Source organism: Robertkochia aurantiaca, from assembly GCF_020166495.1.
Taxonomy (GTDB): Bacteria; Bacteroidota; Bacteroidia; order Flavobacteriales; family Flavobacteriaceae; genus Robertkochia; species Robertkochia aurantiaca.
In genome coordinates, this window is sequence record NZ_JAINZS010000003.1 from 1 (window position 1) to 25,203 (window position 25,203).

The following is a 25,203-nucleotide window of genomic DNA, read 5'->3' on the forward strand; positions in this document are numbered from 1 at the left end:
ACGCACCCGTGCGCCGGTCTCAAGATTAGCAAGCTAATCTCTACCCCTCGACTTGCATGTGTTAGGCCTGCCGCTAGCGTTCATCCTGAGCCAGGATCAAACTCTTCATTGTTAATCTGTCAATATGTTTCAATCTCTAACTAACAATAACAAAAGAAATTGTACTCAAAATGAATTTGCTTAAATTTTTGTTTTGATTCTTTTCATCTCTGAAAAAAATCGCTGCTGTCAACAATATATCAATGAACTTGTTATTCTCTTTTTTCTAACCCGATCTTTCGACCGGCGCTTCGTTCTTAAAGCGGGTGCAAAAGTACACCCTTTTTTCAATTCCGCAAGTCTTTTTTGAAACTTTTTTTCAAACTTTCTTTCCAAGAAATCCGGTCATCTGTTTAAGAACTTTCGCTCCCCGTTTGTCCCCTGACTGCCCGTGACAGCTGTGGTGGAAAGCGGCTGCAAAACTACAACCATTTTTGATTCCTGCAAGTACTTTTTGAAAAAAAATTAAACCCTTTTATAAAGGCTCTTCTAACTCGCTATTTGAATGAACGTTCCGCTCTAAACCGCCGGCTCAAGGCCAGCCCTGTTGCTCAAAGCGGGTGCAAATATAGAACTTGTTTTTCGGTTTTTCCAAAGGGTTTTGAAACTTTTTTTCACCCACTTCTTCAAAGCGCTGGAAATGACCGATAAAGAGCGTTTGAAAAAATGAAATCCCAACCTGAAAGTCAAATCAGACAGAATTAGGGGTGTGCAGTCATATATATATTGTACACCAAAAGTCTTCCTATTATCTTTGCAAACCGAAAACCTTTAGAATAGATGATAAAGATAACCCTACCCGACGGCTCGGTAAAGGAGTTCGAGAAGAACACCACACCCATGGACGTGGCAAAAAGCATCAGTGAAGGCCTGGCCCGCAATGTGATCTCGGCCAGCTACAACGGTAAGAAAGTAGAAGCCTCCACTCCGCTGACCACCGACGGGAAACTCGTATTATATACATGGAGAGACGATGAAGGCAAAAAGGCCTTCTGGCACTCTACCTCTCACATAATGGCCCAGGCGCTCGAAGAATTGTACCCGGGCATCAAACTTACCATCGGTCCGGCTATCGATAATGGGTTTTATTACGACGTCGACTTCGGAGAACACAGCATATCTGAAAAAGACTTCCCGAAGATCGAAAACCGTATGCTCGAGATCGCACGGGAGAAACACGATTTCAATTTACGCCCTGTAAGCAAGGCCGACGCTCTGGCTTTATATAAGGAACAGAACAATCCTTATAAGGTAGAGCTCATCGAAAACCTCGAAGATGGTGATATTACCTTCTGTGATCACGCCACCTTTACTGACCTTTGCCGCGGCGGTCATATTCCGAACACCGGAATCGTAAAGGCCGTGAAGCTGCTTTCAGTAGCAGGCGCCTATTGGAGGGGTGATGAGAACAAACCACAACTTACCAGGGTCTATGGCATCTCCTTTCCGAAGCAAAAGGAATTAAAGGAATACCTCCATATGCTGGAGGAGGCCAAAAAAAGAGATCACCGAAAACTGGGGAAGGAACTGGATCTTTTCACTTTTTCAGCGAAGGTGGGACAAGGACTGCCGCTTTGGCTTCCAAAAGGAGCTGCCTTGCGCGAGCGACTTGAGAACTTCCTCAAAAAAGCTCAGCAAAAAGCCGGTTATGAACAGGTGGTCTCTCCACATATAGGACAAAAAGAACTGTATGTCACTTCAGGCCACTATGCAAAATATGGAGAAGACAGCTTTCAACCTATAAAGACACCTAAAGACGAAGAGGAGTTCCTGCTTAAGCCGATGAACTGCCCGCATCACTGTGAGATCTTCAACGCCAAACCGTGGAGTTACAAGGATCTTCCAAAACGATATGCAGAATTCGGTACGGTTTACCGCTACGAACAAAGCGGAGAGCTGCACGGACTGACAAGGGTACGCGGGTTTACACAAGACGACGCACACCTTTTCTGCACCCCTGACCAGCTTGATCAGGAATTTAAAAATGTGATCGACCTGGTTCTGTATGTATTCGGGTCACTCGGATTCGAGAATTTTACCGCTCAGGTTTCATTACGTGATCCTGACAACCCTGATAAATACATCGGAAGCACCGAAAACTGGGAGAAAGCAGAACAGGCCATTATCAATGCCGCCAACGAAAAAGGACTTAATTATGTAATTGAGACCGGAGAGGCTGCCTTCTATGGCCCTAAACTCGACTTCATGGTCAAAGATGCACTGGGCCGCAGCTGGCAGTTAGGAACCATACAGGTTGACTACAACCTGCCTGAACGTTTCGATCTGACCTATACCGGCAGTGATGATAAACAACACCGCCCGGTAATGATTCACAGGGCTCCGTTTGGCAGTATGGAACGCTTTGTCGCTATCCTTCTGGAACATACGGGTGGAAACTTCCCGCTCTGGCTTATGCCTGAGCAGGCTATCATATTGTCTATCAGTGAGAAATATGAGAATTACGCTCAAAAAGTTTTAAATTTATTGGAAAATAACGATATTCGCGCCCTTGTTGACAACCGTAGTGAAACCATCGGTAAAAAGATCAGGGATGCTGAGACCAGCAAAATTCCGTACATGCTTATCGTAGGTGAGAACGAGGAAGGCAACGAAACGGTGTCGGTCAGAAAGCATGGCGAAGGAGACATAGGCACCCTGACTGTTAAGGAGTTCAGCGATTTGATAAATTCAGAAATCAATCGTACCTTAAAAAGGTTTTAAATAAAGTTTAATTAAAATTCGTAAGCCATAGCAATTAGAAGATTTAATAAAAGAGTACAACGAGAGAACAAGAATCCCCATCGAATCAACACAGACATCAGAGTTCCGGAAGTACGACTCGTCGGTGACAATGTAGAGATGGATGTATACCCGACCAAGGTCGCCCAAAGCAAAGCCAACGAATTAGGGCTTGATCTGGTGGAGATCTCTCCGAATGCGAAACCTCCTGTTTGTAAGATCATGGACTATAAAAAGTTCCTGTACGAACAGAAGAAAAGAGACAAGGCCCTGAAGGCCAAAGCCTCAAAAGTGACTGTTAAAGAGATCCGTTTCGGACCAAACACAGACGATCACGACTACGAATTCAAGAAAAAACACGCTGAGAAGTTTCTTAAAGACGGCGCAAAGCTGAAAGCTTATGTGTTCTTTAAAGGAAGGTCGATCGTGTATAAAGATAAGGGAGAGATCTTGTTACTCCGCCTGGCTTCTGAACTGGAAGATCTTGGTAAGGTAGAACAGATGCCCAAACTGGAAGGAAAGCGTATGACCATGTTCATCGCTCCCAAGAAAACGAAATAAGCCTGCAGTTCACTGTAGCCGACAATAAAGCGGAATAAATATTTAATCTTAGGAATTATGCCTAAACAAAAAACGAAATCCAGTGCCAAGAAGCGTTTTAAGCTGACCGGTACCGGTAAAATCAAAAGAAAGCACGCTTATAAGAGTCACATTCTTACTAAGAAGTCTAAAAAGCGTAAGCTTAAGTTGACTCATACTACCTTAGTTGATAAGGCAGATGAGCAAAACATCAAAGAGCAATTGTGCCTTAAATAATTGCCTCTTTCGGTTCTTTAAAATTGTTAAACCCTGGAGTCAGGCTCAATAAAGTATCTTAAAAGATCGCCTGCTACAAAAAACATGTAAATTATGCCAAGATCAGTAAATTCAGTTGCTTCAAGAGCTCGTAGAAAAAGAGTGATGAAGCAAGCAAAAGGCTACTACGGTAGAAGAAAAAACGTTTGGACCGTTGCTAAGAACGCGGTTGAAAAAGCGATGCAGTACTCGTACAGAGACCGCAGAAACAAAAAACGCACCTTCCGCGCTCTGTGGATCACTCGTATCAATGCGGGTGCCCGTCTGCACGGCCTTTCTTATTCTCAGTTCATGGGGAAACTCAAAGCCAATGATATCGAACTGAACCGTAAGGTTCTGGCCGACCTGGCGATGAATCACCCTGACGCTTTCAAAGCGATCGTAGAAAAAGTAAAATAAACGTTTAATCATATATTCCGCTTTAAAAACCGGTTCTGAAAAGAACCGGTTTTTTTATATCTGATGAAATAACAAGGCCTTAACAGCAATCCCTTCTTCCATTGCTATCTTTGCCTGAAAACAATTGCCTATGAACCTGGAAAATGTAAAACTCGTTGTCAGCGATATGGACGGCACCCTGCTGAACAATCAGGGAGAAGTGAGTAAAGAATTCTTCGAACTCTTTCAAAGACTGGAAGACCGGGGCATTCATTTCGCGGCTGCCAGCGGACGGCAATATCACAGCATCGTTAATAAATTAAGCGCCATAAAAGACCGAATCACCGTGATCGCTGAAAACGGGGGGATCGCGCGCCAGGGAAATGAGGAATTGCTTATCACACCCCTCCCTTCACAGTATATCGCTGATGTGATTCCTGTACTTCGGAAAGTTGAGGGAGCTTTTCCGGTATTGTGTGGCAAAGATTCGGCATATATTGAAACCAGAGATGAAACCTTTATCAATATGTTTCGTGAGTATTACTCAGAATTTAAAGTTGTCGATGAACTGACCCGGGTCAATCATGACGAGTTTCTCAAGATCGCGGTATATCACTTTGACGGATCAGAACAACACCTCTACCCTCTTTTAAGCCATCTCGAAAAGGAATTACAGGTAAAGATCTCGGGAGCTCACTGGCTCGACCTGTCCCATCCAGATGCCAATAAAGGTTTTGCCCTGGAAAAGCTGCAGAACAAAATGGGATTGAGCAAAGAAGAAACCATGGTATTCGGCGACTACAATAACGATCTCGAAATGCTCGACCGGGCCTATTTCAGCTACGCCATGGAAAATGCTCACCCGAACGTCAAGAAACGCGCCCGCTTCAACACCGGCAGCAACGAACACCGCGGTGTGGAAAGCATTTTGGAAAAACTACTCAGATCCTAAAACCACCTACCGTTCACAGGTATTAGAAAATACCTCCGGACCTCCGCAATATTCTTTAGGATAAACACTCCGGACCGATAAGCTGATACCGGGACCTCTTTGAATTAGGGCTTCATCAGGGTTGGACTTTCCTTAAAAAAGATTATCTGTTAGATCTCCTTTTCTAAATTTTTATACAACTTGTCAATATGTTTAATAACATTTGTGAATCTTAGCACAGATCGATCATAAAGTAAAATGCCAGATGAGTTTATAATGATCACCTCTACAACACTACGTCTTACATGTTGCCCTCCAGGCATCAACTTCGTTGAAAAATAAAGAAGCATCAAATTCTTATCAGCCAAGTCTATAGCTCTCTTAACTGATGCAGGCATAAGGCTTTCACCGCTCTTAAACGCATCCAAAATGCGCTTCACATCTTTTGTAAATGAGGTATCTGCTGTAACAAATTTCCCGGCAATTCTGTATTTTTCACCTTCTACTTCAAAAAGGGAATCCAGACGGGCGCTTATAGTTTGCTCATATTTATTGCGCCTTAATTTCCTTTTCCATTCTTTATCGTAGATATACACAGGTTCGGTAAAAACGAAAGTGTCATCTGCATGTAATTGATTTGGAACAATCGCTTCATCATACGATTTACAGCTGCTTAAAACACAGCCAAAAAGAAGGAGAAAGAGTAATGATTTTTGCATAACGGGATTTGGAATGGTATTGCCCACTATCGATTTAAGATGATTTAGGTTCTCGATAAATTTATATGATTTTCTGACAAGCACAACATCTCCCACCTGCCATGAGAAATTCAACTGGATTTAACTTTCAACATATTCGCCCTGCAGAGTCAACACCAGATTCCTGGATCCCCCGTTATCGCGGTGTTCACACAAATAAATACCCTGCCATGTTCCCAGGTTCAAATTTCCGGAAGTGACCGGCAACAGTAGCGAGCTCCCCATTAAGGATGCTTTGATATGAGCCGGCATATCATCAGGACCTTCATAAGTATGCCGGTAATACGAGGCATTTTCAGGCACCATCACATTAAAATGTCGTTCAAAATCACCTCTTACGGTTGCATCTGCATTTTCATTAACCGTAAGACTCGCGGAAGTATGCTTGATAAAGATTTGCAATTGTCCGATTTTGACATCTCTTAATTCTGGCAGGGCTGAAACAACCTCATCGGTAATGAGATGAAAGCCTCTGCTTTGAGGTTTCAGTCTTATTTCCCTTTGAAAAATCTTCATTATCAAAAATTAAATAAGTTTTTAACCTGAAGAAGATCAGGTCTTCTGTTTTTTACGTTCCGCCGCAGGAAAGAGTACATTATTCAGAATCAGACGATAGCCGGGAGAGGTGGGGTGCAGTTCCAGTTCGGTTTTCGGGTCACCCACACGGTGCTGATAATCTTCAGGATCATGACCCCCGTAAAAAGTAAAAAATCCTTTCCCTTTGATACCGTGTATATACCTGGCTTCGCCATTTACTTTATTTTCGGCCAGTACCATTATCTGAGGTTTTAGAGTGTTCGGATCATAAGCGGTAGTCTGCCCCATAAACCCTTTCACCAGCGCCGTATGATTCTGACATAACATGGTAGGCACGGGATCCCATTTAGCAGAGAATTCCATAAGGGTAAAATAATCTGTATCGGGGGTGACCATTGGCCTTTTGGAAGTCATATCTATAGAGGAGAACTCGTAGGCCATCGGATTTCTTTCCAGGATATAGTCGGTAAAAGCAAACGTTCTGGAATAGTCGATCTTTGACTGATAGTTGGGATCAGCAGGATCACCATCGAACATAGGCTCGCATATATCAACACCTTCTGCAGAAAGTGCTATATCAAAACTGTCTGTGGCCGAACACATGGCAAACATAAAACCTCCGCCGATGACATAATCCCGAATCTTAAGCGCCACGGCCAGCTTTTCCTGTGAAACCTTCTCATATCCCAATTCTGCAGCCAGAGATTCGGCCTCCTTCTTATCGCGTATATACCAGGGCGTGGCACGATAGGCGCCGTAAAATTTCCCGAACTGACCGGTAAAATCCTCATGATGTAAATGCAGCCAGTCATACAGCAACAGTTCATCTCCAAGCACCTCCTTATCATATATGACCTCGTACGGGATCTCTGCATAGGTCAGTACCATGGTCACTGCGTCATCCCAGGGTTGATTGCCTTTTGGAGAATAAACGGCAATCTTGGGTGCCTTTTCCAGTACAACCGCATCCTGATTTTGTGACGGACTACTGATCTCCTGCAATAAGGCTTCGGTTTTTGCATCGCTCAGGACCTCAAAGGAAACTCCCCTGATCTGACATTCCCTTCTGATCAGTTCTGAATCTTCCATCAGGAAAGCGCCTCCCCTGTAATTTAGCAGCCATTTAACCTTTTGATTTTTATCAAGTACCCAGTAGGTGATACCATAGGCCTTGAGATGATTTTCCTGAGTCTCTGCATCCATCGGAAGGAGAATGTAAGAAGCTTTCGAAATCTGAGCAGCGAACAGAAGAAACAGGATGAACAACACAGACACCCTACTGTCACTCCAACCTGAAAACAGAAAACGCCACAACCTCCTGAGCGGAGATGTGGCGCTTTTATCATAAAATATCTTGTTTTTAAAAAGGTACGTCGTCGTCATTAAAATCATTGTTCATCGAACTGCCAAAAGCCTCATCTGCGCTTGGCAAATCCTTGGTGGTGAAAGGGTTCTCCTCACCGGCATTCATTTTTGACTGAAATTCGAACGGCGAGTCGAACTCATCTAAGTTATCAAATTTACCGAGTTGCCCAATGAATTTTAACCTAATATTCTCAAGTCCCCCGTTACGGTGTTTGGCCACGATAAATTCTGCCTGTCCGGCGGTAGGAGATCTTTCTTCATCATCCCATTCATCGATCTTGTAATATTCAGGCCTGTAAATAAACGATACAATATCGGCATCCTGTTCGATCGCCCCTGACTCCCTGAGGTCAGACAGCAATGGTCGCTTACTTCCGCCACGGGTCTCCACCGCCCTTGATAACTGGGAAAGGGCAATAACCGGAACGTTCAGCTCTTTAGCGAGAGCTTTCAGGTTTCTCGAAATGGTTGAAATCTCCTGCTCCCGGTTTCCTCCCTTTTGGGTACCCCCGGCGGTCATCAACTGAAGGTAATCGATCACGATCAGCCTGATTCCATGCTGGGAGGCAAGACGCCGGGCCTTTGCCCTGAGGTCAAAGATCGAAAGCGAAGGGGTATCATCTATAAACAGTGGAGCTGTTTCCAGGTTCTTCACCTTAACGTTCAATTGCTCCCATTCATGCTTTTCCAGCTTACCGGTTCTGAGCTTTTCAGAAGACAAGCCGGTTTCTGAGGAGATCAGACGAGTGATCAGCTGAACGGAGCTCATCTCCAGTGAAAAGAAGGCTACCGGAATATTTGAATTCACAGCAATATTCCTGGCCATCGAAAGCGTTAAAGCTGTCTTACCCATACCAGGACGAGCCGCAACGATGATCAGGTCACTGGGCTGCCATCCGGAGGTAAGCTTATCAAGCTTGTCAAAACCGGAAGGAATCCCGCTCAATCCTTCCTTATTGGAAATCTCTTCGATCTTTTTCTTGGCCTGCATTACCAGGCTCTGAGCTGTTTCAGAAGATTTTTTAATATTGCCCTGGGTTACCTCATACAATTTCGCTTCAGCATTATCCAGCAAATCGAATACGTCGGTGGTTTCATCATAAGCATCTTCAATGATCTCACTGGAGATCTTGATCAGGCTGCGCTGAATAAATTTCTGAAGAATAATTCGGGCATGGTATTCGATGTGTGCAGATGACGAAACCTTTTTGGTGAGTTGAATCAGGTAAAAATCACCCCCGGCCGCCTCGAGCTTCTGGTTCTTCTTCAGACGATCTGAAACCGTTAGCAGGTCGATAGGTTCTGAAGACTCGAACAACTGAATGATCGCCTCATATATATGCTTGTGCGATTCCTTATAAAACACATCGGGATGCAGAATGTCGATCACCTCATCAACACCCTTTTTATCGATCATCATTGCCCCTAATACCGCCTCTTCAAGATCCAGTGCCTGAGGTGGCACCTTCCCCTTCTCAAGGTGTATCAGGTTTGATTTATCGATCTTTAGTCCGGGTACAGGGTTTATACTTTTCATAGCTGCGAATCTAAGTAATTGTATACGAAGTCAATACATTACTTTGTTAACGTTGTTTCAACAAATACGATGTTGATAACTTTCGATATTTGTTAATAAAGGTAAAAAAAACCGAAGCATCAACTTCGGTTTTCATAAACTATTGATTTACAGAGCTCTTACTCACTGTATACGCCCATATCTGCGTATTTTTCCATACGGTTGGCAACGAGCTTTTCTGGTGATAACTTTTTAAGTTCCTCGTAAGTTTTCATGATCTCCTTCTCTACCGTTCTAAAGGTAAGTTCACGGTTGGCATGAGCACCTCCGAGAGGTTCTTTTACGATATCATCGACCAGGTGCAGCTTTTTCATATCCTTTGCAGTAAGCTTGAGCGCGTCTGCCGCCTGCTCCTTATATTCCCAGCTACGCCAGAGAATAGAAGAACAGGATTCAGGAGAGATCACAGAATACCAGGTATTCTCCAGCATCAAAACTTTATCACCCACTCCAATCCCGAGAGCTCCTCCTGAAGCACCTTCACCGATGATCAATACGATGATCGGCACTTTAAGGCGTGTCATTTCCAAAATATTACGGGCGATCGCTTCTCCTTGTCCGCGTTCCTCAGCCTCAATTCCGGGATAAGCACCGGGGGTATCGATCAGGGAAACTACAGGAATACCGAATTTTTCGGCCATTTTCATAAGACGTAAGGCCTTGCGATATCCTTCGGGATTTGCCATTCCGAAATTACGGTACTGACGGGTCTTGGTATTATATCCCTTTTGCTGCCCGATGAACATAAAGGTCTGATCGCCGATCTTTCCAAGTCCGCCGATCATGGCTTTGTCATCTTTCACGTTGCGGTCACCATGCAGTTCCAGCCAGCTGTCACCACAAATAGCCTTTATATAATCGAGGGTATAGGGACGTGAAGGGTGTCTTGATAGTTGCACCCGCTGCCAGGCAGTCAGGTTTTTATAGATTTCCTTTTTGGTCTTCTCCAATTTCTTTTCCAGTTGTTTACAGGTGTCGGTCACATCGACATCACTTTCTTTCCCAAGAACGACACACTTGTCTAACTGTTCTTCTAATTCTTTGATGGGTAACTCAAAATCCAGGTATTCCATGCGTTTGATTTTTGTTACTTAAACAGGCTACAAATATAAAATATTATACTAATCGACCCCTTTCAGAGCTCTTTTTCTTTTACCCCGGTTTTTTAATATCCCGTTACTTATCACCGTGGCAAAAATAACCAGCGCCCCAAGATAGAATTGCCCGTCCATCTGCTCCTTGTCACCAAGAATGATAAACGCCAGCATTATCCCGTAGACCGGCTCCATATTGATGGTGAGCATGACGGTGTAAGGACTGATATATTTCATGACCTTTACCGAGGCGATAAAGGCATAGGCCGTACAAAAGGTCGCCAGCAGTAAGAGGTAGGTCCAGTCTGAAGCAGAAATGCTGAAGAAGTCTCCTCCAAGCCCTCCGGTAAGCAGCAGGTAGATACTTAAAAAAATCACGCCTCCTCCCAATTCATATAAGGATATAACAGAAGGACGGTAGGCTTTTGCCAGTTTACCGTTTATAAGTGAGAAAACGGCCGACAGGAATGCTGATATCAGTGCCAGAATAATACCTTCGACATAGGCACGTTGCACATTAAAAATCATGTACAGCCCTGCGATCACGATCAAACCGAAGAATATCTCATACCAGATAACCTTTCGCTTATACCAGAAAGGCTCCAGCAAAGCCGTGAAAAATGCCCCCGTGGAAACGGTTGCAAGGGTAACCGATACATTAGACACCTTAATGGCTTTAAAAAAGGTGATCCAATGAAGAGCGATCACCACCCCGGCAAGCAGGAGGACAAAAAAAGTCTTCCTGGGCACCTTTACCCTGAACTTACTAATTCTGATATAGAAAGCAATAAAAATGGTAGCCAGGGCCATTCTGAACCATACCAGGGGAACTGCATCAACGGTGATCAGTGCACCCAGAACTGCCGTAAACCCCCAGATAAAAACTATGAAATGAAGATGGAGGTAATTTCTTAATTTATCGTTTGGCATTTTTCAACATATAAACCGCGATAAAACTGAAAATGATATTGGGTAACGATACTGCCAGTAATGGGGAAAAACTGGATCGGCTGGCGATAATAGCGAACACCTTGTCAAAAAAGATAAAGACAAAGGCAAGTGCGATACCCAGGGCGAGATTAACCCCCATGCCTCCTCGCCTTTTCATAGAGGAAACAGCAACAGCGATAATCGTGAGTATAAATGCAGAGATCGGAAGGCTCCACCTTTTATATTTCACAATCAGGTAACGGTTTATATTGGGAGAGCCTTTTTTGCGCTGTTCCTCGATAAAACGATTCAGCTCGAAAAGGTTCTTTGTTTCTGCCACATACGACACCGGCGTCAGGTCGTCGAGCTTGAATGGAAAAATGGTGTCATGTCTGCGTTTGGTGATCAGACTGTCATCATCTGTCCCCACGAATCGCTTGGTATAGGCCGCCATACGATACAGACTGTCTTCTTCCACCCATCGAATAGAACTGGCCGTTATCTTATACTCCAGTTCCGTTCCGTTAAAATGCTCCAAAGCAAAATTGAAACCCGTTTTCGTACTCGGGGTAAAACTGCTTACATAGATGTAATCATTGTCATTGATCTGAGTAAAGACCTTGTTGGTTTCCCGGTCCTTATCCCTTCCGCCCTTGAGATATTTAATCTTAAAATCATTATATCCCTCACTGGCTTCAGGTACGATGAACATTCCCATCACAAAGGTGAAGACCGCGATCAGCGAAGCACCGATCAAATAGGGCCTCAAAAAACGCCAGAAGGAAATACCCGAGCTCAGAATTGCTATGATCTCAGTATTATTAGCCAGCTTGGAGGTAAACCAGATAATGGAAAGAAAAAGGAATATCGGAAACAGAAGATTGGCAAAATAAAAGGTGAAATCTATATAGTATTGAAAGATCTCTGCCTGTGGAGCCTCATTCCTGATCATCTTATCGACCTTTTCAGAAACGTCGACCATGATCCCTATTGGAACGAAAAGCAGGATCATTGCAAAAAAAGTGATCAGATACTTCTTTAATATGTACAGGTCAATGATTTTCAACTTACAGCCTTTTATCCATTTGTTTTACCATGGTATTTTTCCATTGCAGGAAATCTCCTGCTAAGATATGTTTTCTTGCCTCCCGCACCAACCACAGGTAAAAGCCCAGGTTATGAATCGTAGCGATCTGCTTCCCCAGGTACTCATTCGCAGCGAACAAATGACGCAGATACGCTTTTGAATAATAGGTGTCTACAAAGGTGATTCCCATTTCATCGATGGGCGAAAAATCATCCTCCCATTTTTTATTCTTTATATTGATAGTACCTTCAGCCGTGAAAAGCATTCCGTTACGGGCATTCCGGGTAGGCATCACACAGTCGAACATATCAACCCCAAGTGCGATGTTCTCCAATATGTTAATCGGCGTACCCACCCCCATCAGGTACCTCGGCTTATCTTCCGGCAGAATCTCACACACAACCTCGGTCATACCGTACATCTCTTCAGCAGGCTCTCCGACAGAAAGTCCTCCGATCGCATTTCCTTCTGCCCCGGCATTGGCAATATATTCGGCAGACTGCCTTCTCAGATCTTTATAGGTAGACCCCTGTACGATCGGAAACAAGGTCTGCTCATAACCATATTTGGCCGGAGTATCAGCAAATCGCTTCATACAACGATCCAGCCATCTGTGGGTCATATGCATCGATCTTTTTGCATAGTTATAATCACAGGGGTAAGGGGTACATTCGTCAAAAGCCATGATAATATCGGCACCTATGGTACGCTGAATATCCATGACATTTTCAGGAGTAAAGACATGATACGAACCATCGATATGACTTTTGAATTTCACTCCTTCTTCCTTTATCTTCCTGTTGGCCGACAAAGAGTATACCTGATACCCTCCGCTGTCGGTGAGAATGTTGCGATCCCAGTTCATAAACTTGTGCAAACCGCCTGCGGCTTCAAGTATCTGGGTCTTGGGTCTCAGGTACAGGTGATAGGTATTCCCTAAAATAATATCGGGATTGATATCTTCTTTCAATTCGCGCTGATGCACCCCTTTTACCGAAGCTACCGTACCCACGGGCATAAAGATCGGAGTTTCAATAGCTCCGTGATCTGTGGTAATAGTACCCGCACGGGCTTTAGATAGAGGGTCACTGTGATGTAGGGTGAATTTCATCCTGCTGTTTTTCGGTTGGCAAATATAATCAACTTATGGTTGAACCCGGACCTACTATCTGATAAAACTATGGTCTGTCGCCACATAAAAAAGTCTGATTGAATGCTTTGCGGGAGAAGGCTAATCGTGTATTTTTGCCACGGATTTTAATTTTCTAAACACATGCCAGATACACAACAATTAAAAGACCTAACCGTTCAGGTTCGCCGTGACATTCTTCGAATGGTTCACGCTGTAAATTCAGGCCATCCTGGCGGTTCTCTGGGTTGTACCGAGTTTTTTGTAGCCATGTATAATGAGATCATGGAACTTAAGGATGAGTTCCATATGGATGGAAAAGACGAAGACGTCTTCATTCTTTCTAATGGTCACATCTCACCGGTATTTTACAGCGTACTAGCCCGTCGCGGATATTTCCCGGTCGAGGAACTCAAAACATTCAGAAAGATCAACTCCAGACTGCAGGGTCACCCCACCACTCACGAAGGTTTACCAGGTGTTCGAATCGCATCAGGATCTCTGGGTCAGGGAATGTCTGTGGCTCTTGGCATTGCTCTTGGAAAAAAACTGAATAATGACGATCATCTTGTTTACAGCCTTCATGGTGATGGCGAGCTGCAGGAAGGACAGAACTGGGAAGCCATCATGTTCGCAGCAGGAAACAAGGTCGATAATATAGTAGCCACGGTCGACTACAACGGTCAGCAGATCGATGGCTCAACCGATAATGTACTTCCTCTTGGAGATCTGAAAGCCAAATTCGAATCATTCGGATGGGATGTAATGGAGATCAAAGAAGGGAACGACCTCGGGGCGATCATCGAAGGAATGAAAGAAGCCAAGTCCCGAACAGGCAAAGGAAAGCCGGTGGCAGTTTTACTTCACACTGTCATGGGTAACGGAGTAGATTTCATGATGCACACTCATGCATGGCACGGAAAAGCTCCCAACGATGAACAGCTTGCAACAGCTCTGGAACAAAATCCCGAAACGCTCGGAGATTATTGATCATCGAACCCCTTTAAACCGAAAGTCACTCAGACTCCTTAAACAAAGAACATGAAGAAATACACATATACAGACAAAAAAGATACCCGTAGCGGTTTCGGAGCAGGTCTAACCGAACTTGGACGTAAAAACCCGAACGTGGTAGCCCTGTGTGCCGATCTGACCGGATCACTGAAAATGGATGAATTCGCTGAAGAGAATCCCGAAAGATTCTTCCAGGTGGGGATCGCAGAGGCCAATATGATGGGGCTTGCTGCCGGTTTAACCATAGGAGGCAAAATACCTTTCACAGGAACCTTCGCTAACTTTTCTACCGGAAGGGTATACGACCAGATCAGGCAATCGATCGCTTACTCAGACAAAAATGTAAAGATCTGCGCTTCGCATGCCGGACTCACCCTTGGGGAAGACGGAGCGACTCACCAGATACTGGAAGATATCGGGTTGATGAAGATGCTGCCGGGAATGACCGTTATCAACACCTGTGACTTCAACCAGACCAAAGCGGCAACCCTGGCCATCGCTGAGCATGAAGGGCCGGTATACCTGAGATTCGGGCGTCCTAAAGTACCTAACTTCACTCCGGAGAATCAGAACTTTGAGATTGGGAAAGCCATCATGCTTAATGAAGGTAAAGATGTGACTATCATCGCAACAGGTCACCTGGTATGGGAAGCTATCGAGGCCGGTGAGAAACTTGCCGAGCAAGGGATCGAGGCTGAGATCATTAACATTCACACCATCAAGCCGATCGACAGAGAAGCAATATTGACCTCTGCCGCAAAAACAGGATGTGTGGTTACTGCTGAAGAGCACAACTTCCTCGGTGGTCTTGGCGAAAGCGTTGCCCGCGTACTGGCAGAAGAAAGGCCCACTCCACAGGAGTTCATCGCTACTCAGGATACTTTCGGAGAAAGCGGAACCCCTGAACAACTGATGGAAAAGTATGGTCTGAACAGTGATAATATCGTAAAAGCGGCATTAAAAGCCATCGAAAGAAAATAATTCTGGCTTTTTGTTGTTTACCTTTACACGAAACAACATTAAAATCAGAATTATGAAACATTTCATCACGGCAGCCTTGCTGCTTTTCGGTTTTGCGGTTTCAGCCCAATCAGGCAGTGGCTTCGGAATTAAAGGCGGACTGAATTTCAGTTCCAACGGAACGGCCATTACCGATATAGGAGAGAACATAAGCGAAATCGGATCCGACACACAAACAGGCTTTCACCTGGGAGTTTTTGCCAAACTCGGGGGTGAGGGCCTTTTTTACTTCAGGCCGGAACTCATCTATACCAAGACCAATTCGAATTATGATTCGAACAATCTGAATGCTGATCTTTCGATCTCCAAGTTAGATGTACCTGCCCTTGTTGGTTTAAACCTGATCGGCCCTCTGCATATTTTTGCAGGTCCGAGTTTCCAGCTGATCCTGGACACCGATCTGGAAGACATTGAACTGGAAGACGCAGAGAACGATTTCACAGTAGGACTGCATTTCGGCGCAGGAGTCAATCTGGGGAAGTGGGGTGTTGACCTCAGGTATGAAAGAGGGCTCAGCAGTAATGAAGCTGAATTTGCAGGGCTTAATGAAGGAAGGGTAGACACCCGGCCGTCTCAGCTTATCCTGAGCGCAGCCTATAAATTCTTTTAATCTGCTGCGACAAACCTGAAGAATCAAAAAAGGCCCGGTGAAACACCGGGCCTTTTTTCATGTATTATTTCAGATCTATGAGGATCCGGGAACTTTCGGCCATTCAGGGTCAAGGTAATCAGGAGTACCGTCTCCGTTACTGTCGTCTACTACCCCATCACCATCTGCATCGTATTCAAATTCTGTGAGTATCCCATCACCATCGTCATCGGCATCTTCAAAATTCGCGAGTCCGTCATCATCGGTGTCATCATTTCTTGGGTTCCCGTCACCATCGACATCCTCCAGGTGCGACGGAATTCCGTCAGGTGCAGGTGTCTGGGTTGTGGGAGATGTTCTGATGAAATCCTGATCAACATCTTCCAGCGAAAAAAGAGAGGTTCGGAAGATCAGCGGACTATAGGAAGGAATACCCGGTCTGGCATCGCTGAAATAACCCAGGCCGGAAGGTATAAATACCGCACCGATCCCATAATCGTCATTCCAGTTTACGGTTCCGTCTGCATTTTCAGTAAAGCCACTGCTTACCCCCAGGTTGGGAAACAACTCTGCATAACCCCTGATTACCCCCAGGGTGGTGAAAAAGGTTTCAGTAACAGAACTGTCGAAAGAATTTCCGTTCAGCAGATTCCCAAAGTAGTTTACCACTACCCCATGACCTAACTGAGGCTTTTCTCCTATACCTTCACGGGCCACCAGAAAATACAGCGTATGATCAACACTGCGTCCATCACCGGTTCGAACCGGGATCACTTTTGTTGATACCTGCTCTATCATCGGTGTTTTACCGGCATTCGGGCCTGCTATGGTATCAAATACGATTTTATTGTCAAAATCTGCCGGGGGATTGGCAAATTCTTCATAGTTATAAAAGTGTGTACTCAGATAAGAGCGAATCTCGGCATCGTCTTCAAGGGCTACTTCAGCTGCATCTCTGATCTCGATCCTTTGCGTATCATCATCATTACTACAGGCTGTAAAAATCAGGGATCCCACTAAAATCACCCCTGCTTGCTTAAGGTTAATCATTACTCCAAATTTAAGTGCGCAAGATAGTATTTTCCTGTATTTTTGTTGGGACCCTTAACGTTTTTTTGAGTTGAACTATGCGAATAGACAAGTATTTATGGAGCGTACGTTATTACAAAACCCGAAGCAAAGCAACAGATGCCTGTAAGAAAGGTCATATCAAAGTCGGTGAACAGCCGGTAAAACCTTCGAGAGAGGTGTATCCGGGAGATCACATTCTCGTTCGAAAGAACCAGATCGATTACCAGCTGGAAGTACTCGACCTTCCTCCTAACAGGGTTGGTGCCAAACTGGTCGATATTTACAGGAAAGACAATACCCCTAAAGAAGCTTTCGAACATTCTGAACTATTAAAATACTCGAAAGAATACTACCGGAAGAAAGGTACCGGAAGACCTACCAAAAAAGACCGGAGAGATATTGACGATTACCTTGAAGACAGCGATACTCCATGAAGAATCTCAACGCTTCCTACTGGGAAAATCGCTACCAGGCACAGGATACTCCATGGGATATCGGATATGCCGCCACTCCCCTGGTGCATTTTATAGACGGCCTGCAAAACAAAGATATTAAGATCTTGATCCCGGGCGCCGGAAATGCCCATGAGGCTCTTTATTGCCGGGAAAGCGGTTTCAGGAAAACCTATGTACTTGATTTTGCATCCCGACCGCTGGAGAACCTCAAAGAAAAAGCGCCCGATTTTCCCGGGGAACAACTTATTCAAAAAGACTTTTTCGAACTTGAAGACCAATTTGACCTGATACTGGAACAAACCTTTTTCTGTGCCATCGACCCGGGAAAAAGATCGGCTTATGCTGAAAAAATGGCGTCACTGCTTACCCCGGGAGGTTGCCTGGCAGGACTGTTCTTCGAATTTCCACTTACCGAAACAGGTCCGCCATTCGGCGGTCACCGAACCGAATACGAACAATACTTCAAACCTTACTTTACCATAAAAAAGATGGAACGGTGTTATAATTCGATCGCCCCTAGAATGGGTAAGGAACTCTTTTTTATCTTTGAAAAAAAACAGGCATGACAGCTTCCAAGAATAAAATACTAGGCCACCGGGAAATAGAACATAAGATCAGGCGAATCGCCTATCAGATCTACGAGACTTTCGTAGAGGAAGATGAGATCATTATTGCCGGAATTCAGAAAGGCGGATTCGAACTGGCCAAGCAGATCATGGCTGCATTTAATGACATCTCCCCTATCAAAACCGTGTTATGCGAGGTAACCATGAATAAGGAAGATCTGTTACAAACCCCTGAGCTGTCTCTTGATGAATCTGCTTACAGAAACAAATCTGTGGTTCTGGTCGATGATGTTCTGAACTCAGGAGCTACGCTGATCTATGCCGTAAGACATTTCCTGGAAGTGCCGTTACACAAATTCAAAACAGCCGTACTTGTCGACAGAAATCATAAACGTTACCCTGTAAAGGCCGACTTTAAAGGCATTTCCCTTTCCACTTCCTTACGGGAACACGTTACTGTCGATTTCACAGAGAATGATTTTGCAGTGTACCTGAACTAATTAAGTATTTCGGTGATCTGTTGAGCTATGTCTTCGGGAGAACGCTGATCCACCCCGATCACATGAGGAGAACGCAGATAGAAAAAATTGCGTTCGAAAAGATGTTTGCGCACAAAATCGTCAAGTTCCTCCTCGCCGAGGTGACTGATCATAGGCCGCTGCTCTTTTTCATTAGCTAACCGAGCGGTCAGGGTCTCTACCGAAGCCTTCAGGTAAAAAACCTTATCGCTGTGACTCAGGATCTCTTCCATATTATTCCCAAAGCAGGGAGTTCCTCCTCCCAGCGCCAATACGATATCAGGATTATCATTCAGGGTTTTGGAAAGCACCTCCATTTCCTTTTTTCTGAACCAGATCTCACCATGGGCACTGAAGATCTCTGCAATCGAAAGTCCGGCATCTTTTTCAATGAGCGTATCGAGGTCCAGATATGCTTTTCCGGTTTTTGCGGCGATCAATTTCCCCACTGTCGATTTTCCGCTTCCCATATAACCTATTAATATCACCATGATAATTGAATCAAAATCTCTTTAATATCTTATTTTTAAGGAGGTACAAAAAAATGAAAAAAATCTATGAAAATCACCTTGAAATCTAAATAATTGGTTTTATATTTGCACCCGCCTACGAAGGGGTAGGCACTGTAAACAAAGCCCCTTCCAATGACTCGATAGCTCAGTTGGTAGAGCACAACACTTTTAATGTTGGGGTCCTGGGTTCGAGCCCCAGTCGGGTCACTAAAATATTTTCAAGCCCTATTTTATTAGGGTTTTTTCTTTATAAAGACTCGATAGCTCAGTTGGTAGAGCACAACACTTTTAATGTTGGGGTCCTGGGTTCGAGCCCCAGTCGGGTCACTGGAAGTTAAACCTGGTTTAACGCTCTTTTATAGTTTGGTATTTTGCTCACGTGGTGGAATTGGTAGACACGCCATCTTGAGGGGGTGGTGTCCGTATGGACGTGGAAGTTCGAATCTTCTCGTGAGCACAAGATCCCGGTTGCCGAAGGCAATCGGGATTTTTTGTTTCTGCCCGTCGGCAGCTTGCTGAGGTAAGGGGTGGAACAAAAAATCCCGGACAACCGCGCAGCGGTTGCGGGATCTTGGAAAGGCGAACCCTCCGATCACCGAGCAAGAATTCTGAAGGAATGCGCAGCGAGGCAATCTTTCCTTAGCAGGTTTCCGATACACCGCGCAGCGGTTGCGAAATGCAGATTGAGCTACCGGTGATCAGCTATCAGCGAACGGAAATATTTCGTTACCCAGAATTTAAATGAGGAGTCGTCTTCTCTCGCCAGCCAGATTCCACGCCTGAATCATCCGTGTCAGGATGACATCACTACTTTGACCCATTACCTAATAACCAATAACAAATCAACTAATCACTAGTTAACCGCAATACAGATTGAGCTACCGGCGATCAGCTATCAGCGAACGGAAATATTTCGTTACCCAGATTTTAAATGAGGAGTCGTCTTCTCTCGCCAGCCAGATTCCACGCCTGAATCATCCGTGTCAGGATAATATCACTACTTTGACCCGGCACCCCAATAACCAATAACCATTTAACTAATCACCAGTTAACCTTAATGCGGAGAAACCATTTCAGAAGCACCACCAATCATCTCTAAAACCGGAATACAGCTGCTCCAATACAAATAAAAAAAACCCAGACATTCAGCCCGGGTTTTTCAAATGATTCTATCTTTCCGCTTCAGGATACACTCACCTGCAGGTTCTTTAGAATATCTTCGGTCATCGCATCCAATCCGTAGTCAGGCTGCCAACCCCAGTCCAGCCTTGCAGTGGTATCATCAATACTGTCAGGCCATGAGTCGGCTATGTCCTGTCTGAAATCAGGCTTATACCGAATCTCAAAGTCGGGATGGTATTTTTTGATGCTCTCCGCGATTTCCTTGGGAGAAAAGCTGAGGGCCGCCACATTATATGAAGACCTGATACTGATATCAGCGGCCGGAGCCTGCATTAATTCCAGGGTTGCCTTTATCGCATCGGGCATATACATCATGGGTAAATACGTGTTTTCCTTTAAGAAGCATTCGAACACTTCACCTTTTAAAGCAGACCGGTAGATATCAACCGCATAGTCAGTGGTTCCTCCTCCTGCTGCCGATTTATATCCGATCAGCCCGGGATAACGCAGACTGCGCACATCCACTCCAAACTTTTTATTGTAGTATTCACACCAACGCTCTCCTGCAAGTTTGGAAATTCCGTAAACCGTGGTAGGGTCCATCACACAATGCTGCGGGGTATTCTCCATAGGTGTATGGGTCCCGAAAACCGCTATTGAGGAAGGCCAGTAGACTTTGTCCAGTTTTTTATTTTTGGCTAACTCCAGCACATTGAGCAAACTCTTCATGTTCAGATCCCAGGTAAGCAAAGGTTTTTGCTCCCCTGTAGCCGATAAGATGGCCGCTAAATGATAGATCTGGGTAATTTCGTAAGTCTCAGCAAGCTGCGCCATTTTTTCGGCATCCATTACATCGAGCACTTCAAAATTGAACCCTTCATACAGAGACGCTGCGTTTTCATTGATATCGGTAGGAATCACCTGATCATTTCCATAAAGCTCTGCCAATGCCGCAGTCAGTTCTCTACCCAATTGTCCGCCTGCACCTGTTACCAGTACCTTTGTCATTATTGTGCTAATTTGATTTTATGTTGAACCTCAATTTTTGGTATGCAAATATCCCTATTTTTTTTCAACCTGCAGAAATTTGCCGGTCCCATTCCGGCATAAACTGCTGTAATTTGCCATTTTAACCTTTCCTTGATTGTATATAATATTTAAATTGTTAATTTTGTTTAAATGTTATATGAAAAGAATGAACAATGTAAAGGTTAATTTTAGCATTAAAGACCTTGAGAATCTGACTGGTATCAAGGCTCATACCATACGAATCTGGGAAAAAAGATATAACCTTCTGTCGCCAAACCGAACAGATACGAACATTCGTTATTATTCGCTGAGCAGCCTGCAGAAATTGCTAAATATCACGCTTCTTTACAACAACGGGTATAAGATCTCCAAGATCGCAAAGATACCGGATGAAAAGATCCCGGTATTGGTCAGAGAAATCGTAGCTGAGAACAGCGTAAAAAATCACGCTATAAATGCCTTTAAACTGGCCATGATCAATTTCGATCAAAGCCTGTTCTTCAATACATATAACGGATTGTTGGCAGAAAGGTCATTCAGGGAGATTTTCTACGAAGTATTCATTCCCCTCCTGAATGAATTGGGGCTGTTATGGCAAACCGATACCATTTCACCTTCTCATGAACATTTTATTACCAGCCTGATCAAACAAAAGATCCTGATCAATACCGAAAAACTCCAGGCCGCAGAACCCACAAATCACGAGAAAAAATTTGTGTTGTTCCTGCCTGAAAACGAGATCCATGAAATTGGTTTGCTTTACCTGAATTACGAGATCATCCTCAGGGGTTATCATTCTATCTACCTGGGGCAAACCGTGCCTTTAGACAGCCTGGTAGATATCATCAAATATCATGATAAAATCACCTTCCTGTCTTATTTCACCGTAAGTCCTCCGGCTGAAGAAGTAGAGAGTTATATAGAAAATTTCAAGACTATGGTCAATAAGAACCATCAGAACGAACTCTGGATTCTAGGCAAGCAGGTGATTTCCAATGAGTTGAATAATCTGAATGGAGAAGTAAGGGTTTTCCAGTCCATCGAAGAGGTTGTTAAAGAATTATAAAAAAACCGCCTTCATAATTTTTTGTTTAACTTTTGACTATATTTGTTAAACGATGAACAAAAAAGTAATTATAATAGGCTCCGGTTTTTCTGCTCTTGCAGCTTCCTGCTATCTCGCACAACAGGGACATTCGGTACATATTTTTGAAAAGAATAATACTGTTGGAGGTCGGGCCCGGCAATTGAAAAAAGAAGGGTTCACATTCGATATCGGACCAACCTGGTACTGGATGCCTGATGTTTTTGAGCGATTTTTCGAAGACTTCGGCAAACACCCTTCAGACTACTATGCCCTTCAGAAACTGAATCCCGCCTACCAGGTATATTTTGGAAAGAACGATTCAGTTACCATAGGTGATACCCTAGATAAAATATGTGAGGCTTTTGAAGAGGAAGAAAAAGGAAGTGCTGTTAAACTGAGAAAATTCATCAGTGAAGCAGAAGACAATTACGAAATAGCCATCAAAGACCTTGTTTACAGGCCGGGGGTTTCTCCTCTTGAATTGGTTACCCCCCAAACCATCAAGAAGATCGGTGCATTTTTCAGCACAATTAAAAAGGAGGTGAGAAAAGAGTTTAACAATAAAAAACTCATTCACATCCTGGAGTTCCCAGTCTTATTTCTCGGCGCAAAACCGGGTGATACTCCTGCGTTTTACAACTTCATGAACTATGCTGACTTCGGAATGGGCACCTGGCACCCTGAAAACGGAATGTACAGCGTAGTTGAAGGCATTGCGGCCCTGGCAATAGACCTGGGCGTAAAAATCCATACGGATATGCCGGTGGAAAAAATACTCGTTGAGAACGGAAAGCTTACCGGCGTTAAAGTTAAGGGCGAAATACACCAGGCAGACATTGTCTTGAGCGGGGCCGATTATCATCATTCAGAAAGTTTGCTCGACAAGAAATACAGAGGATATTCAGAGTCTTACTGGGAAAGAAAAACCTTTGCTCCTTCTTCTCTGTTGTTTTATGTCGGATTTGATAAGAAACTTGAAAATGTAGCGCATCATACGCTCTTCTTTGATGTCGATTTTGATGCGCATGCCGAAGCGATCTATGACGATCCCAGGTGGCCTGAAGAACCTTTATTCTATGCCAGTTTCCCTTCGAAAACCGACAAAACCATCGCTCCGGAAGGTTGTGAGGCAGGAATTTTCCTGATCCCCCTGGCCCCCGGAATTACCGACACTCCCGAACTCAGAGAGCGATATTTCGAACTGATAATGAGTCGTTTTGAGAAACTAACCGAACAAAAAGTAAAAAATAACGTTATATTTAAAGAAAGCTTTTGCGTAAACGATTTCATAGAAGCCTATAATTCCTATAAAGGTAATGCCTACGGAATGGCGAATACACTACTGCAAACCGCTTTTTTACGACCAAAACTTAAAAGCAGGAAGGTAGACAACCTGTTTTTTACCGGTCAGCTTACCGTACCCGGACCAGGGGTACCACCATCACTCATTTCAGGAAAATTAGTGGCTGAGCTGATTAAAAAACATAATACCTGAACCATGAAAACTATTTTCGACCAAGTCTCTTACCAATGCAGCAGGAATGTTACCATCTCCTACAGCACCTCCTTTTCCCTTGCGGTAAAAATGCTGGCCCCTTCTATCAGGCAGGACATCTATAACATTTATGGCTTCGTTCGCTTCGCAGATGAAATAGTCGACACCTTTCACGACTTTGACAAAGCCAGCCTTTTCGACGATTTTGAGCGTCAGCTTCACGATGCGCTTGAAAACGGTATCAGTCTAAATCCGGTTTTAAACTCCTTTCAACATACGGTAAACCGCTATCAAATTGACCGTGACCTGATTGATTCCTTCATGAACAGCATGCGTCTGGATCTTAATAAAAAGGTTTATAGTACACACGAAGAATATAAGGAATATATCTACGGTTCGGCCGATGTGGTAGGCTTGATGTGCCTGCAGGTATTTGTCAAAGCCGATAAGGAAAAATACGAAGCATTGAAAGCGCCTGCCATGGCACTTGGCTCTGCTTTTCAAAAGGTGAATTTTCTCAGAGACCTGAAGGCCGATTATGATGAATTAAACAGGACTTATTTTCCCGGCACCAACCTGGATAAACTTGATGAAGCATCGAAGATCAAAATCGTAAAAGAAATCGAAGATGATTTTGCAAAGGGTTATGCCGGTATAAAGGAACTGCCTGTTGAAGCCCGTTTCGGGGTATATACGGCATACCGTTATTACAGCAAACTGCTTCAAAAACTCAAGAACACCCCTCCTTTGGAAATCAAAAATGCTCGTATAAGAGTTCCCAACTATCAAAAATTTGGACTCTTAGCAAGATCTTATGTAAATTACCGCCTGAATCTTCTGTAAGAAACCCGTAGGATGAATGCACTGCTTTGGATACTGATATTTATTATCACCTTTTGTTTCATGGAAGGCATGGCCTGGTTCACCCATAAATACATCATGCACGGATTCTTGTGGAAGCTGCACAAAGATCATCACCATAAAGACCATGATTCCTGGTTCGAACGCAATGATCTGTTTTTCATCTTCTATGCGGTAGTCAGTATGAGTCTTATCATGACCGCCTCGAATACCGGTTTCTGGTATGGTTATCCCATGGGCTTTGGTATTATGGCCTATGGCGCTGCCTATTTCATCGTTCATGATATCTTCATCCATCAACGCTTCAAATGGTTGCGCAACATCGACAATCGATATGCACGGGGCGTAAGAAGGGCTCATAAAATTCACCACAAACACTTAGGCAAGGAAGAGGGCGAAAATTTCGGGATGCTTTTCGTTCCGTTCAAGTACTTCAAAAAGTAAGT

26 protein-coding genes, 3 tRNA genes and 1 rRNA gene are annotated in these 25,203 nt (G+C 44.1%); 18 read left to right on the forward strand and 12 right to left on the reverse strand.

Going from position 1 to position 25,203, the window contains the following annotated elements:
- A 16S ribosomal RNA gene (locus K7R10_RS05275) occupies positions 1 to 112 on the reverse strand; the annotation flags it as partial.
- Between the two features lie 707 nt (positions 113 to 819).
- On the opposite strand from K7R10_RS05275, the gene thrS reads away from it, so the two are divergent.
- From thrS to K7R10_RS05300, 5 genes are all read left to right on the forward strand, one after another.
- Positions 820 to 2,760, forward strand: a complete 1,941-nt coding sequence (thrS, locus tag K7R10_RS05280) for a threonine--tRNA ligase (RefSeq protein WP_224483650.1) — start codon at positions 820 to 822, stop codon at positions 2,758 to 2,760.
- A gap of 33 nt (positions 2,761 to 2,793) precedes the next feature.
- Positions 2,794 to 3,339, forward strand: coding sequence for a translation initiation factor IF-3 (gene infC / locus K7R10_RS05285; RefSeq protein ID WP_370631297.1), 546 nt, complete (start codon positions 2,794 to 2,796; stop codon positions 3,337 to 3,339).
- 57 nt (positions 3,340 to 3,396) lie between these two features.
- On the forward strand, positions 3,397 to 3,594 hold the full coding sequence (rpmI, locus tag K7R10_RS05290) for a 50S ribosomal protein L35 (protein WP_224483651.1): 198 nt from the start codon (positions 3,397 to 3,399) through the stop codon (positions 3,592 to 3,594).
- A gap of 93 nt (positions 3,595 to 3,687) precedes the next feature.
- Positions 3,688 to 4,032, forward strand: coding sequence for a 50S ribosomal protein L20 (gene rplT / locus K7R10_RS05295; protein WP_224483652.1), 345 nt, complete (start codon positions 3,688 to 3,690; stop codon positions 4,030 to 4,032).
- Between the two features lie 130 nt (positions 4,033 to 4,162).
- Positions 4,163 to 4,963: an HAD family hydrolase gene (locus K7R10_RS05300; protein WP_224483653.1), complete on the forward strand. Its 801-nt coding sequence runs from the start codon at positions 4,163 to 4,165 to the stop codon at positions 4,961 to 4,963.
- A gap of 149 nt (positions 4,964 to 5,112) precedes the next feature.
- On the opposite strand, the gene K7R10_RS05305 is transcribed toward K7R10_RS05300, so the two are convergent.
- The 8 genes from K7R10_RS05305 to tgt all read right to left on the reverse strand — a co-directional run bounded on the left by K7R10_RS05305 (position 5,113) and on the right by tgt (position 13,400).
- Positions 5,113 to 5,661, reverse strand: coding sequence for a hypothetical protein (locus K7R10_RS05305; protein ID WP_224483654.1), 549 nt, complete (start codon positions 5,659 to 5,661; stop codon positions 5,113 to 5,115).
- 120 nt (positions 5,662 to 5,781) lie between these two features.
- Entirely contained in the window at positions 5,782 to 6,216 is a 435-nt protein-coding gene (locus K7R10_RS05310; RefSeq protein WP_224483655.1) for a secondary thiamine-phosphate synthase enzyme YjbQ, read from the reverse strand.
- A gap of 36 nt (positions 6,217 to 6,252) precedes the next feature.
- Positions 6,253 to 7,620, reverse strand: coding sequence for an asparagine synthetase B (locus K7R10_RS05315; protein WP_224483656.1), 1,368 nt, complete (start codon positions 7,618 to 7,620; stop codon positions 6,253 to 6,255).
- On the reverse strand, positions 7,598 to 9,139 hold the full coding sequence (gene dnaB, locus K7R10_RS05320) for a replicative DNA helicase (protein WP_224483657.1): 1,542 nt from the start codon (positions 9,137 to 9,139) through the stop codon (positions 7,598 to 7,600). Before dnaB ends, K7R10_RS05315 begins: the two co-directional genes overlap by 23 nt.
- A 158-nt stretch (positions 9,140 to 9,297) precedes the next feature.
- Complete coding sequence (locus tag K7R10_RS05325) at positions 9,298 to 10,251, reverse strand: acetyl-CoA carboxylase carboxyltransferase subunit alpha (RefSeq protein WP_224483658.1); 954 nt, start codon at positions 10,249 to 10,251, stop codon at positions 9,298 to 9,300.
- Between the two features lie 48 nt (positions 10,252 to 10,299).
- Complete coding sequence (locus K7R10_RS05330) at positions 10,300 to 11,202, reverse strand: DMT family transporter (protein ID WP_224483659.1); 903 nt, start codon at positions 11,200 to 11,202, stop codon at positions 10,300 to 10,302.
- Positions 11,189 to 12,268 carry an LptF/LptG family permease gene (locus K7R10_RS05335; protein ID WP_224483660.1) on the reverse strand — a complete coding sequence of 360 codons (1,080 nt, stop codon included), beginning with the start codon at positions 12,266 to 12,268 and terminating at the stop codon, positions 11,189 to 11,191. The genes K7R10_RS05330 and K7R10_RS05335 overlap by 14 nt, the downstream gene beginning before the upstream one ends.
- A 1-nt stretch (position 12,269) precedes the next feature.
- The gene (gene tgt, locus K7R10_RS05340) at positions 12,270 to 13,400 is read right to left on the reverse strand and encodes a tRNA guanosine(34) transglycosylase Tgt (protein WP_224483661.1); all 1,131 of its coding nucleotides are present in this window, start codon (positions 13,398 to 13,400) and stop codon (positions 12,270 to 12,272) included.
- A gap of 162 nt (positions 13,401 to 13,562) precedes the next feature.
- Here tgt and K7R10_RS05345 point away from each other — a divergent pair, with 162 nt between their 5' ends.
- The 3 genes from K7R10_RS05345 to K7R10_RS05355 are packed head-to-tail and all read left to right on the forward strand — an operon-like array spanning position 13,563 to position 16,062.
- Positions 13,563 to 14,408 (forward strand): transketolase, encoded by an 846-nt coding sequence (locus K7R10_RS05345; RefSeq protein WP_224483662.1) that lies wholly within the window; start codon positions 13,563 to 13,565, stop codon positions 14,406 to 14,408.
- 51 nt (positions 14,409 to 14,459) lie between these two features.
- Complete coding sequence (locus K7R10_RS05350; RefSeq protein WP_224483663.1) at positions 14,460 to 15,413, forward strand: transketolase family protein; 954 nt, start codon at positions 14,460 to 14,462, stop codon at positions 15,411 to 15,413.
- Positions 15,414 to 15,465: 52 nt separating this feature from the next.
- A complete protein-coding gene (locus K7R10_RS05355) occupies positions 15,466 to 16,062 on the forward strand; it encodes an outer membrane beta-barrel protein (protein ID WP_224483664.1) in 597 nt (198 codons plus the stop codon).
- A 75-nt stretch (positions 16,063 to 16,137) separates the two neighbouring features.
- On the opposite strand, the gene K7R10_RS05360 is transcribed toward K7R10_RS05355, so the two are convergent.
- Positions 16,138 to 17,091 (reverse strand): FKBP-type peptidyl-prolyl cis-trans isomerase, encoded by a 954-nt coding sequence (locus tag K7R10_RS05360; protein ID WP_224483665.1) that lies wholly within the window; start codon positions 17,089 to 17,091, stop codon positions 16,138 to 16,140.
- Between the two features lie 77 nt (positions 17,092 to 17,168).
- On the opposite strand from K7R10_RS05360, the gene K7R10_RS05365 reads away from it, so the two are divergent.
- The 3 genes from K7R10_RS05365 to K7R10_RS05375 are packed head-to-tail and all read left to right on the forward strand — an operon-like array spanning position 17,169 to position 18,633.
- Positions 17,169 to 17,546 carry an RNA-binding S4 domain-containing protein gene (locus K7R10_RS05365; RefSeq protein ID WP_224483666.1) on the forward strand — a complete coding sequence of 126 codons (378 nt, stop codon included), beginning with the start codon at positions 17,169 to 17,171 and terminating at the stop codon, positions 17,544 to 17,546.
- A complete protein-coding gene (locus tag K7R10_RS05370) occupies positions 17,543 to 18,133 on the forward strand; it encodes a methyltransferase domain-containing protein (protein ID WP_224483667.1) in 591 nt (196 codons plus the stop codon). Before K7R10_RS05365 ends, K7R10_RS05370 begins: the two co-directional genes overlap by 4 nt.
- Positions 18,130 to 18,633 carry a phosphoribosyltransferase family protein gene (locus tag K7R10_RS05375; RefSeq protein WP_224483668.1) on the forward strand — a complete coding sequence of 168 codons (504 nt, stop codon included), beginning with the start codon at positions 18,130 to 18,132 and terminating at the stop codon, positions 18,631 to 18,633. Before K7R10_RS05370 ends, K7R10_RS05375 begins: the two co-directional genes overlap by 4 nt.
- On the opposite strand, the gene K7R10_RS05380 is transcribed toward K7R10_RS05375, so the two are convergent.
- Positions 18,630 to 19,142 (reverse strand): shikimate kinase, encoded by a 513-nt coding sequence (locus K7R10_RS05380; protein ID WP_255610464.1) that lies wholly within the window; start codon positions 19,140 to 19,142, stop codon positions 18,630 to 18,632. The genes K7R10_RS05375 and K7R10_RS05380 overlap by 4 nt on opposite strands.
- Before the next feature lie 155 nt (positions 19,143 to 19,297).
- On the opposite strand from K7R10_RS05380, the gene K7R10_RS05385 reads away from it, so the two are divergent.
- The 3 genes from K7R10_RS05385 (at position 19,298) to K7R10_RS05395 (ending at position 19,620) form a co-directional block, all read left to right on the forward strand.
- A tRNA-Lys gene (locus K7R10_RS05385) sits at positions 19,298 to 19,370 on the forward strand.
- A 47-nt stretch (positions 19,371 to 19,417) separates the two neighbouring features.
- Positions 19,418 to 19,490 (forward strand) — tRNA-Lys (locus K7R10_RS05390).
- A gap of 46 nt (positions 19,491 to 19,536) precedes the next feature.
- Positions 19,537 to 19,620, forward strand: a tRNA-Leu gene (locus K7R10_RS05395).
- Positions 19,621 to 20,345: 725 nt separating this feature from the next.
- On the opposite strand, the gene K7R10_RS05400 is transcribed toward K7R10_RS05395, so the two are convergent.
- Positions 20,346 to 21,293, reverse strand: coding sequence for an NAD-dependent epimerase/dehydratase family protein (locus K7R10_RS05400; protein ID WP_224483669.1), 948 nt, complete (start codon positions 21,291 to 21,293; stop codon positions 20,346 to 20,348).
- A 187-nt stretch (positions 21,294 to 21,480) separates the two neighbouring features.
- On the opposite strand from K7R10_RS05400, the gene K7R10_RS05405 reads away from it, so the two are divergent.
- The 4 genes from K7R10_RS05405 to K7R10_RS05420 are packed head-to-tail and all read left to right on the forward strand — an operon-like array spanning position 21,481 to position 25,201.
- A complete protein-coding gene (locus K7R10_RS05405) occupies positions 21,481 to 22,380 on the forward strand; it encodes a MerR family transcriptional regulator (protein WP_224483670.1) in 900 nt (299 codons plus the stop codon).
- A 52-nt stretch (positions 22,381 to 22,432) separates the two neighbouring features.
- On the forward strand, positions 22,433 to 23,896 hold the full coding sequence (crtID, locus tag K7R10_RS05410) for a bifunctional phytoene desaturase/3,4-desaturase (protein ID WP_224483671.1): 1,464 nt from the start codon (positions 22,433 to 22,435) through the stop codon (positions 23,894 to 23,896).
- A 3-nt stretch (positions 23,897 to 23,899) separates the two neighbouring features.
- Positions 23,900 to 24,739 (forward strand): phytoene/squalene synthase family protein, encoded by an 840-nt coding sequence (locus tag K7R10_RS05415; protein ID WP_224483672.1) that lies wholly within the window; start codon positions 23,900 to 23,902, stop codon positions 24,737 to 24,739.
- Positions 24,740 to 24,751: 12 nt separating this feature from the next.
- Positions 24,752 to 25,201 (forward strand): sterol desaturase family protein, encoded by a 450-nt coding sequence (locus K7R10_RS05420; RefSeq protein WP_224483673.1) that lies wholly within the window; start codon positions 24,752 to 24,754, stop codon positions 25,199 to 25,201.
- Positions 25,202 to 25,203: the final 2 nt, after the last annotated feature.

Bases quoted from the DNA above. Each gene is read 5' to 3' on its own strand.
- thrS (WP_224483650.1), top strand. From the start codon at position 820: ATGATAAAGATAACCCTACCCGACGGCTCGGTAAAGGAGTTCGAGAAG.
- rpmI (WP_224483651.1), top strand. From the start codon at position 3,397: ATGCCTAAACAAAAAACGAAATCCAGTGCCAAGAAGCGTTTTAAGCTG.
- rplT (WP_224483652.1), top strand. From the start codon at position 3,688: ATGCCAAGATCAGTAAATTCAGTTGCTTCAAGAGCTCGTAGAAAAAGA.
- K7R10_RS05300 (WP_224483653.1), top strand. From the start codon at position 4,163: ATGAACCTGGAAAATGTAAAACTCGTTGTCAGCGATATGGACGGCACC.
- K7R10_RS05305 (WP_224483654.1), bottom strand. From the start codon at position 5,661: ATGCAAAAATCATTACTCTTTCTCCTTCTTTTTGGCTGTGTTTTAAGC.
- K7R10_RS05310 (WP_224483655.1), bottom strand. From the start codon at position 6,216: ATGAAGATTTTTCAAAGGGAAATAAGACTGAAACCTCAAAGCAGAGGC.
- K7R10_RS05315 (WP_224483656.1), bottom strand. From the start codon at position 7,620: ATGACGACGACGTACCTTTTTAAAAACAAGATATTTTATGATAAAAGC.
- dnaB (WP_224483657.1), bottom strand. From the start codon at position 9,139: ATGAAAAGTATAAACCCTGTACCCGGACTAAAGATCGATAAATCAAAC.
- K7R10_RS05325 (WP_224483658.1), bottom strand. From the start codon at position 10,251: ATGGAATACCTGGATTTTGAGTTACCCATCAAAGAATTAGAAGAACAG.
- K7R10_RS05330 (WP_224483659.1), bottom strand. From the start codon at position 11,202: ATGCCAAACGATAAATTAAGAAATTACCTCCATCTTCATTTCATAGTT.
- tgt (WP_224483661.1), bottom strand. From the start codon at position 13,400: ATGAAATTCACCCTACATCACAGTGACCCTCTATCTAAAGCCCGTGCG.
- K7R10_RS05345 (WP_224483662.1), top strand. From the start codon at position 13,563: ATGCCAGATACACAACAATTAAAAGACCTAACCGTTCAGGTTCGCCGT.
- K7R10_RS05350 (WP_224483663.1), top strand. From the start codon at position 14,460: ATGAAGAAATACACATATACAGACAAAAAAGATACCCGTAGCGGTTTC.
- K7R10_RS05355 (WP_224483664.1), top strand. From the start codon at position 15,466: ATGAAACATTTCATCACGGCAGCCTTGCTGCTTTTCGGTTTTGCGGTT.
- K7R10_RS05360 (WP_224483665.1), bottom strand. From the start codon at position 17,091: ATGATTAACCTTAAGCAAGCAGGGGTGATTTTAGTGGGATCCCTGATT.
- K7R10_RS05365 (WP_224483666.1), top strand. From the start codon at position 17,169: ATGCGAATAGACAAGTATTTATGGAGCGTACGTTATTACAAAACCCGA.
- K7R10_RS05370 (WP_224483667.1), top strand. From the start codon at position 17,543: ATGAAGAATCTCAACGCTTCCTACTGGGAAAATCGCTACCAGGCACAG.
- K7R10_RS05375 (WP_224483668.1), top strand. From the start codon at position 18,130: ATGACAGCTTCCAAGAATAAAATACTAGGCCACCGGGAAATAGAACAT.
- K7R10_RS05380 (WP_255610464.1), bottom strand. From the start codon at position 19,142: ATGGTGATATTAATAGGTTATATGGGAAGCGGAAAATCGACAGTGGGG.
- K7R10_RS05400 (WP_224483669.1), bottom strand. From the start codon at position 21,293: ATGACAAAGGTACTGGTAACAGGTGCAGGCGGACAATTGGGTAGAGAA.
- K7R10_RS05405 (WP_224483670.1), top strand. From the start codon at position 21,481: ATGAACAATGTAAAGGTTAATTTTAGCATTAAAGACCTTGAGAATCTG.
- crtID (WP_224483671.1), top strand. From the start codon at position 22,433: ATGAACAAAAAAGTAATTATAATAGGCTCCGGTTTTTCTGCTCTTGCA.
- K7R10_RS05415 (WP_224483672.1), top strand. From the start codon at position 23,900: ATGAAAACTATTTTCGACCAAGTCTCTTACCAATGCAGCAGGAATGTT.
- K7R10_RS05420 (WP_224483673.1), top strand. From the start codon at position 24,752: ATGAATGCACTGCTTTGGATACTGATATTTATTATCACCTTTTGTTTC.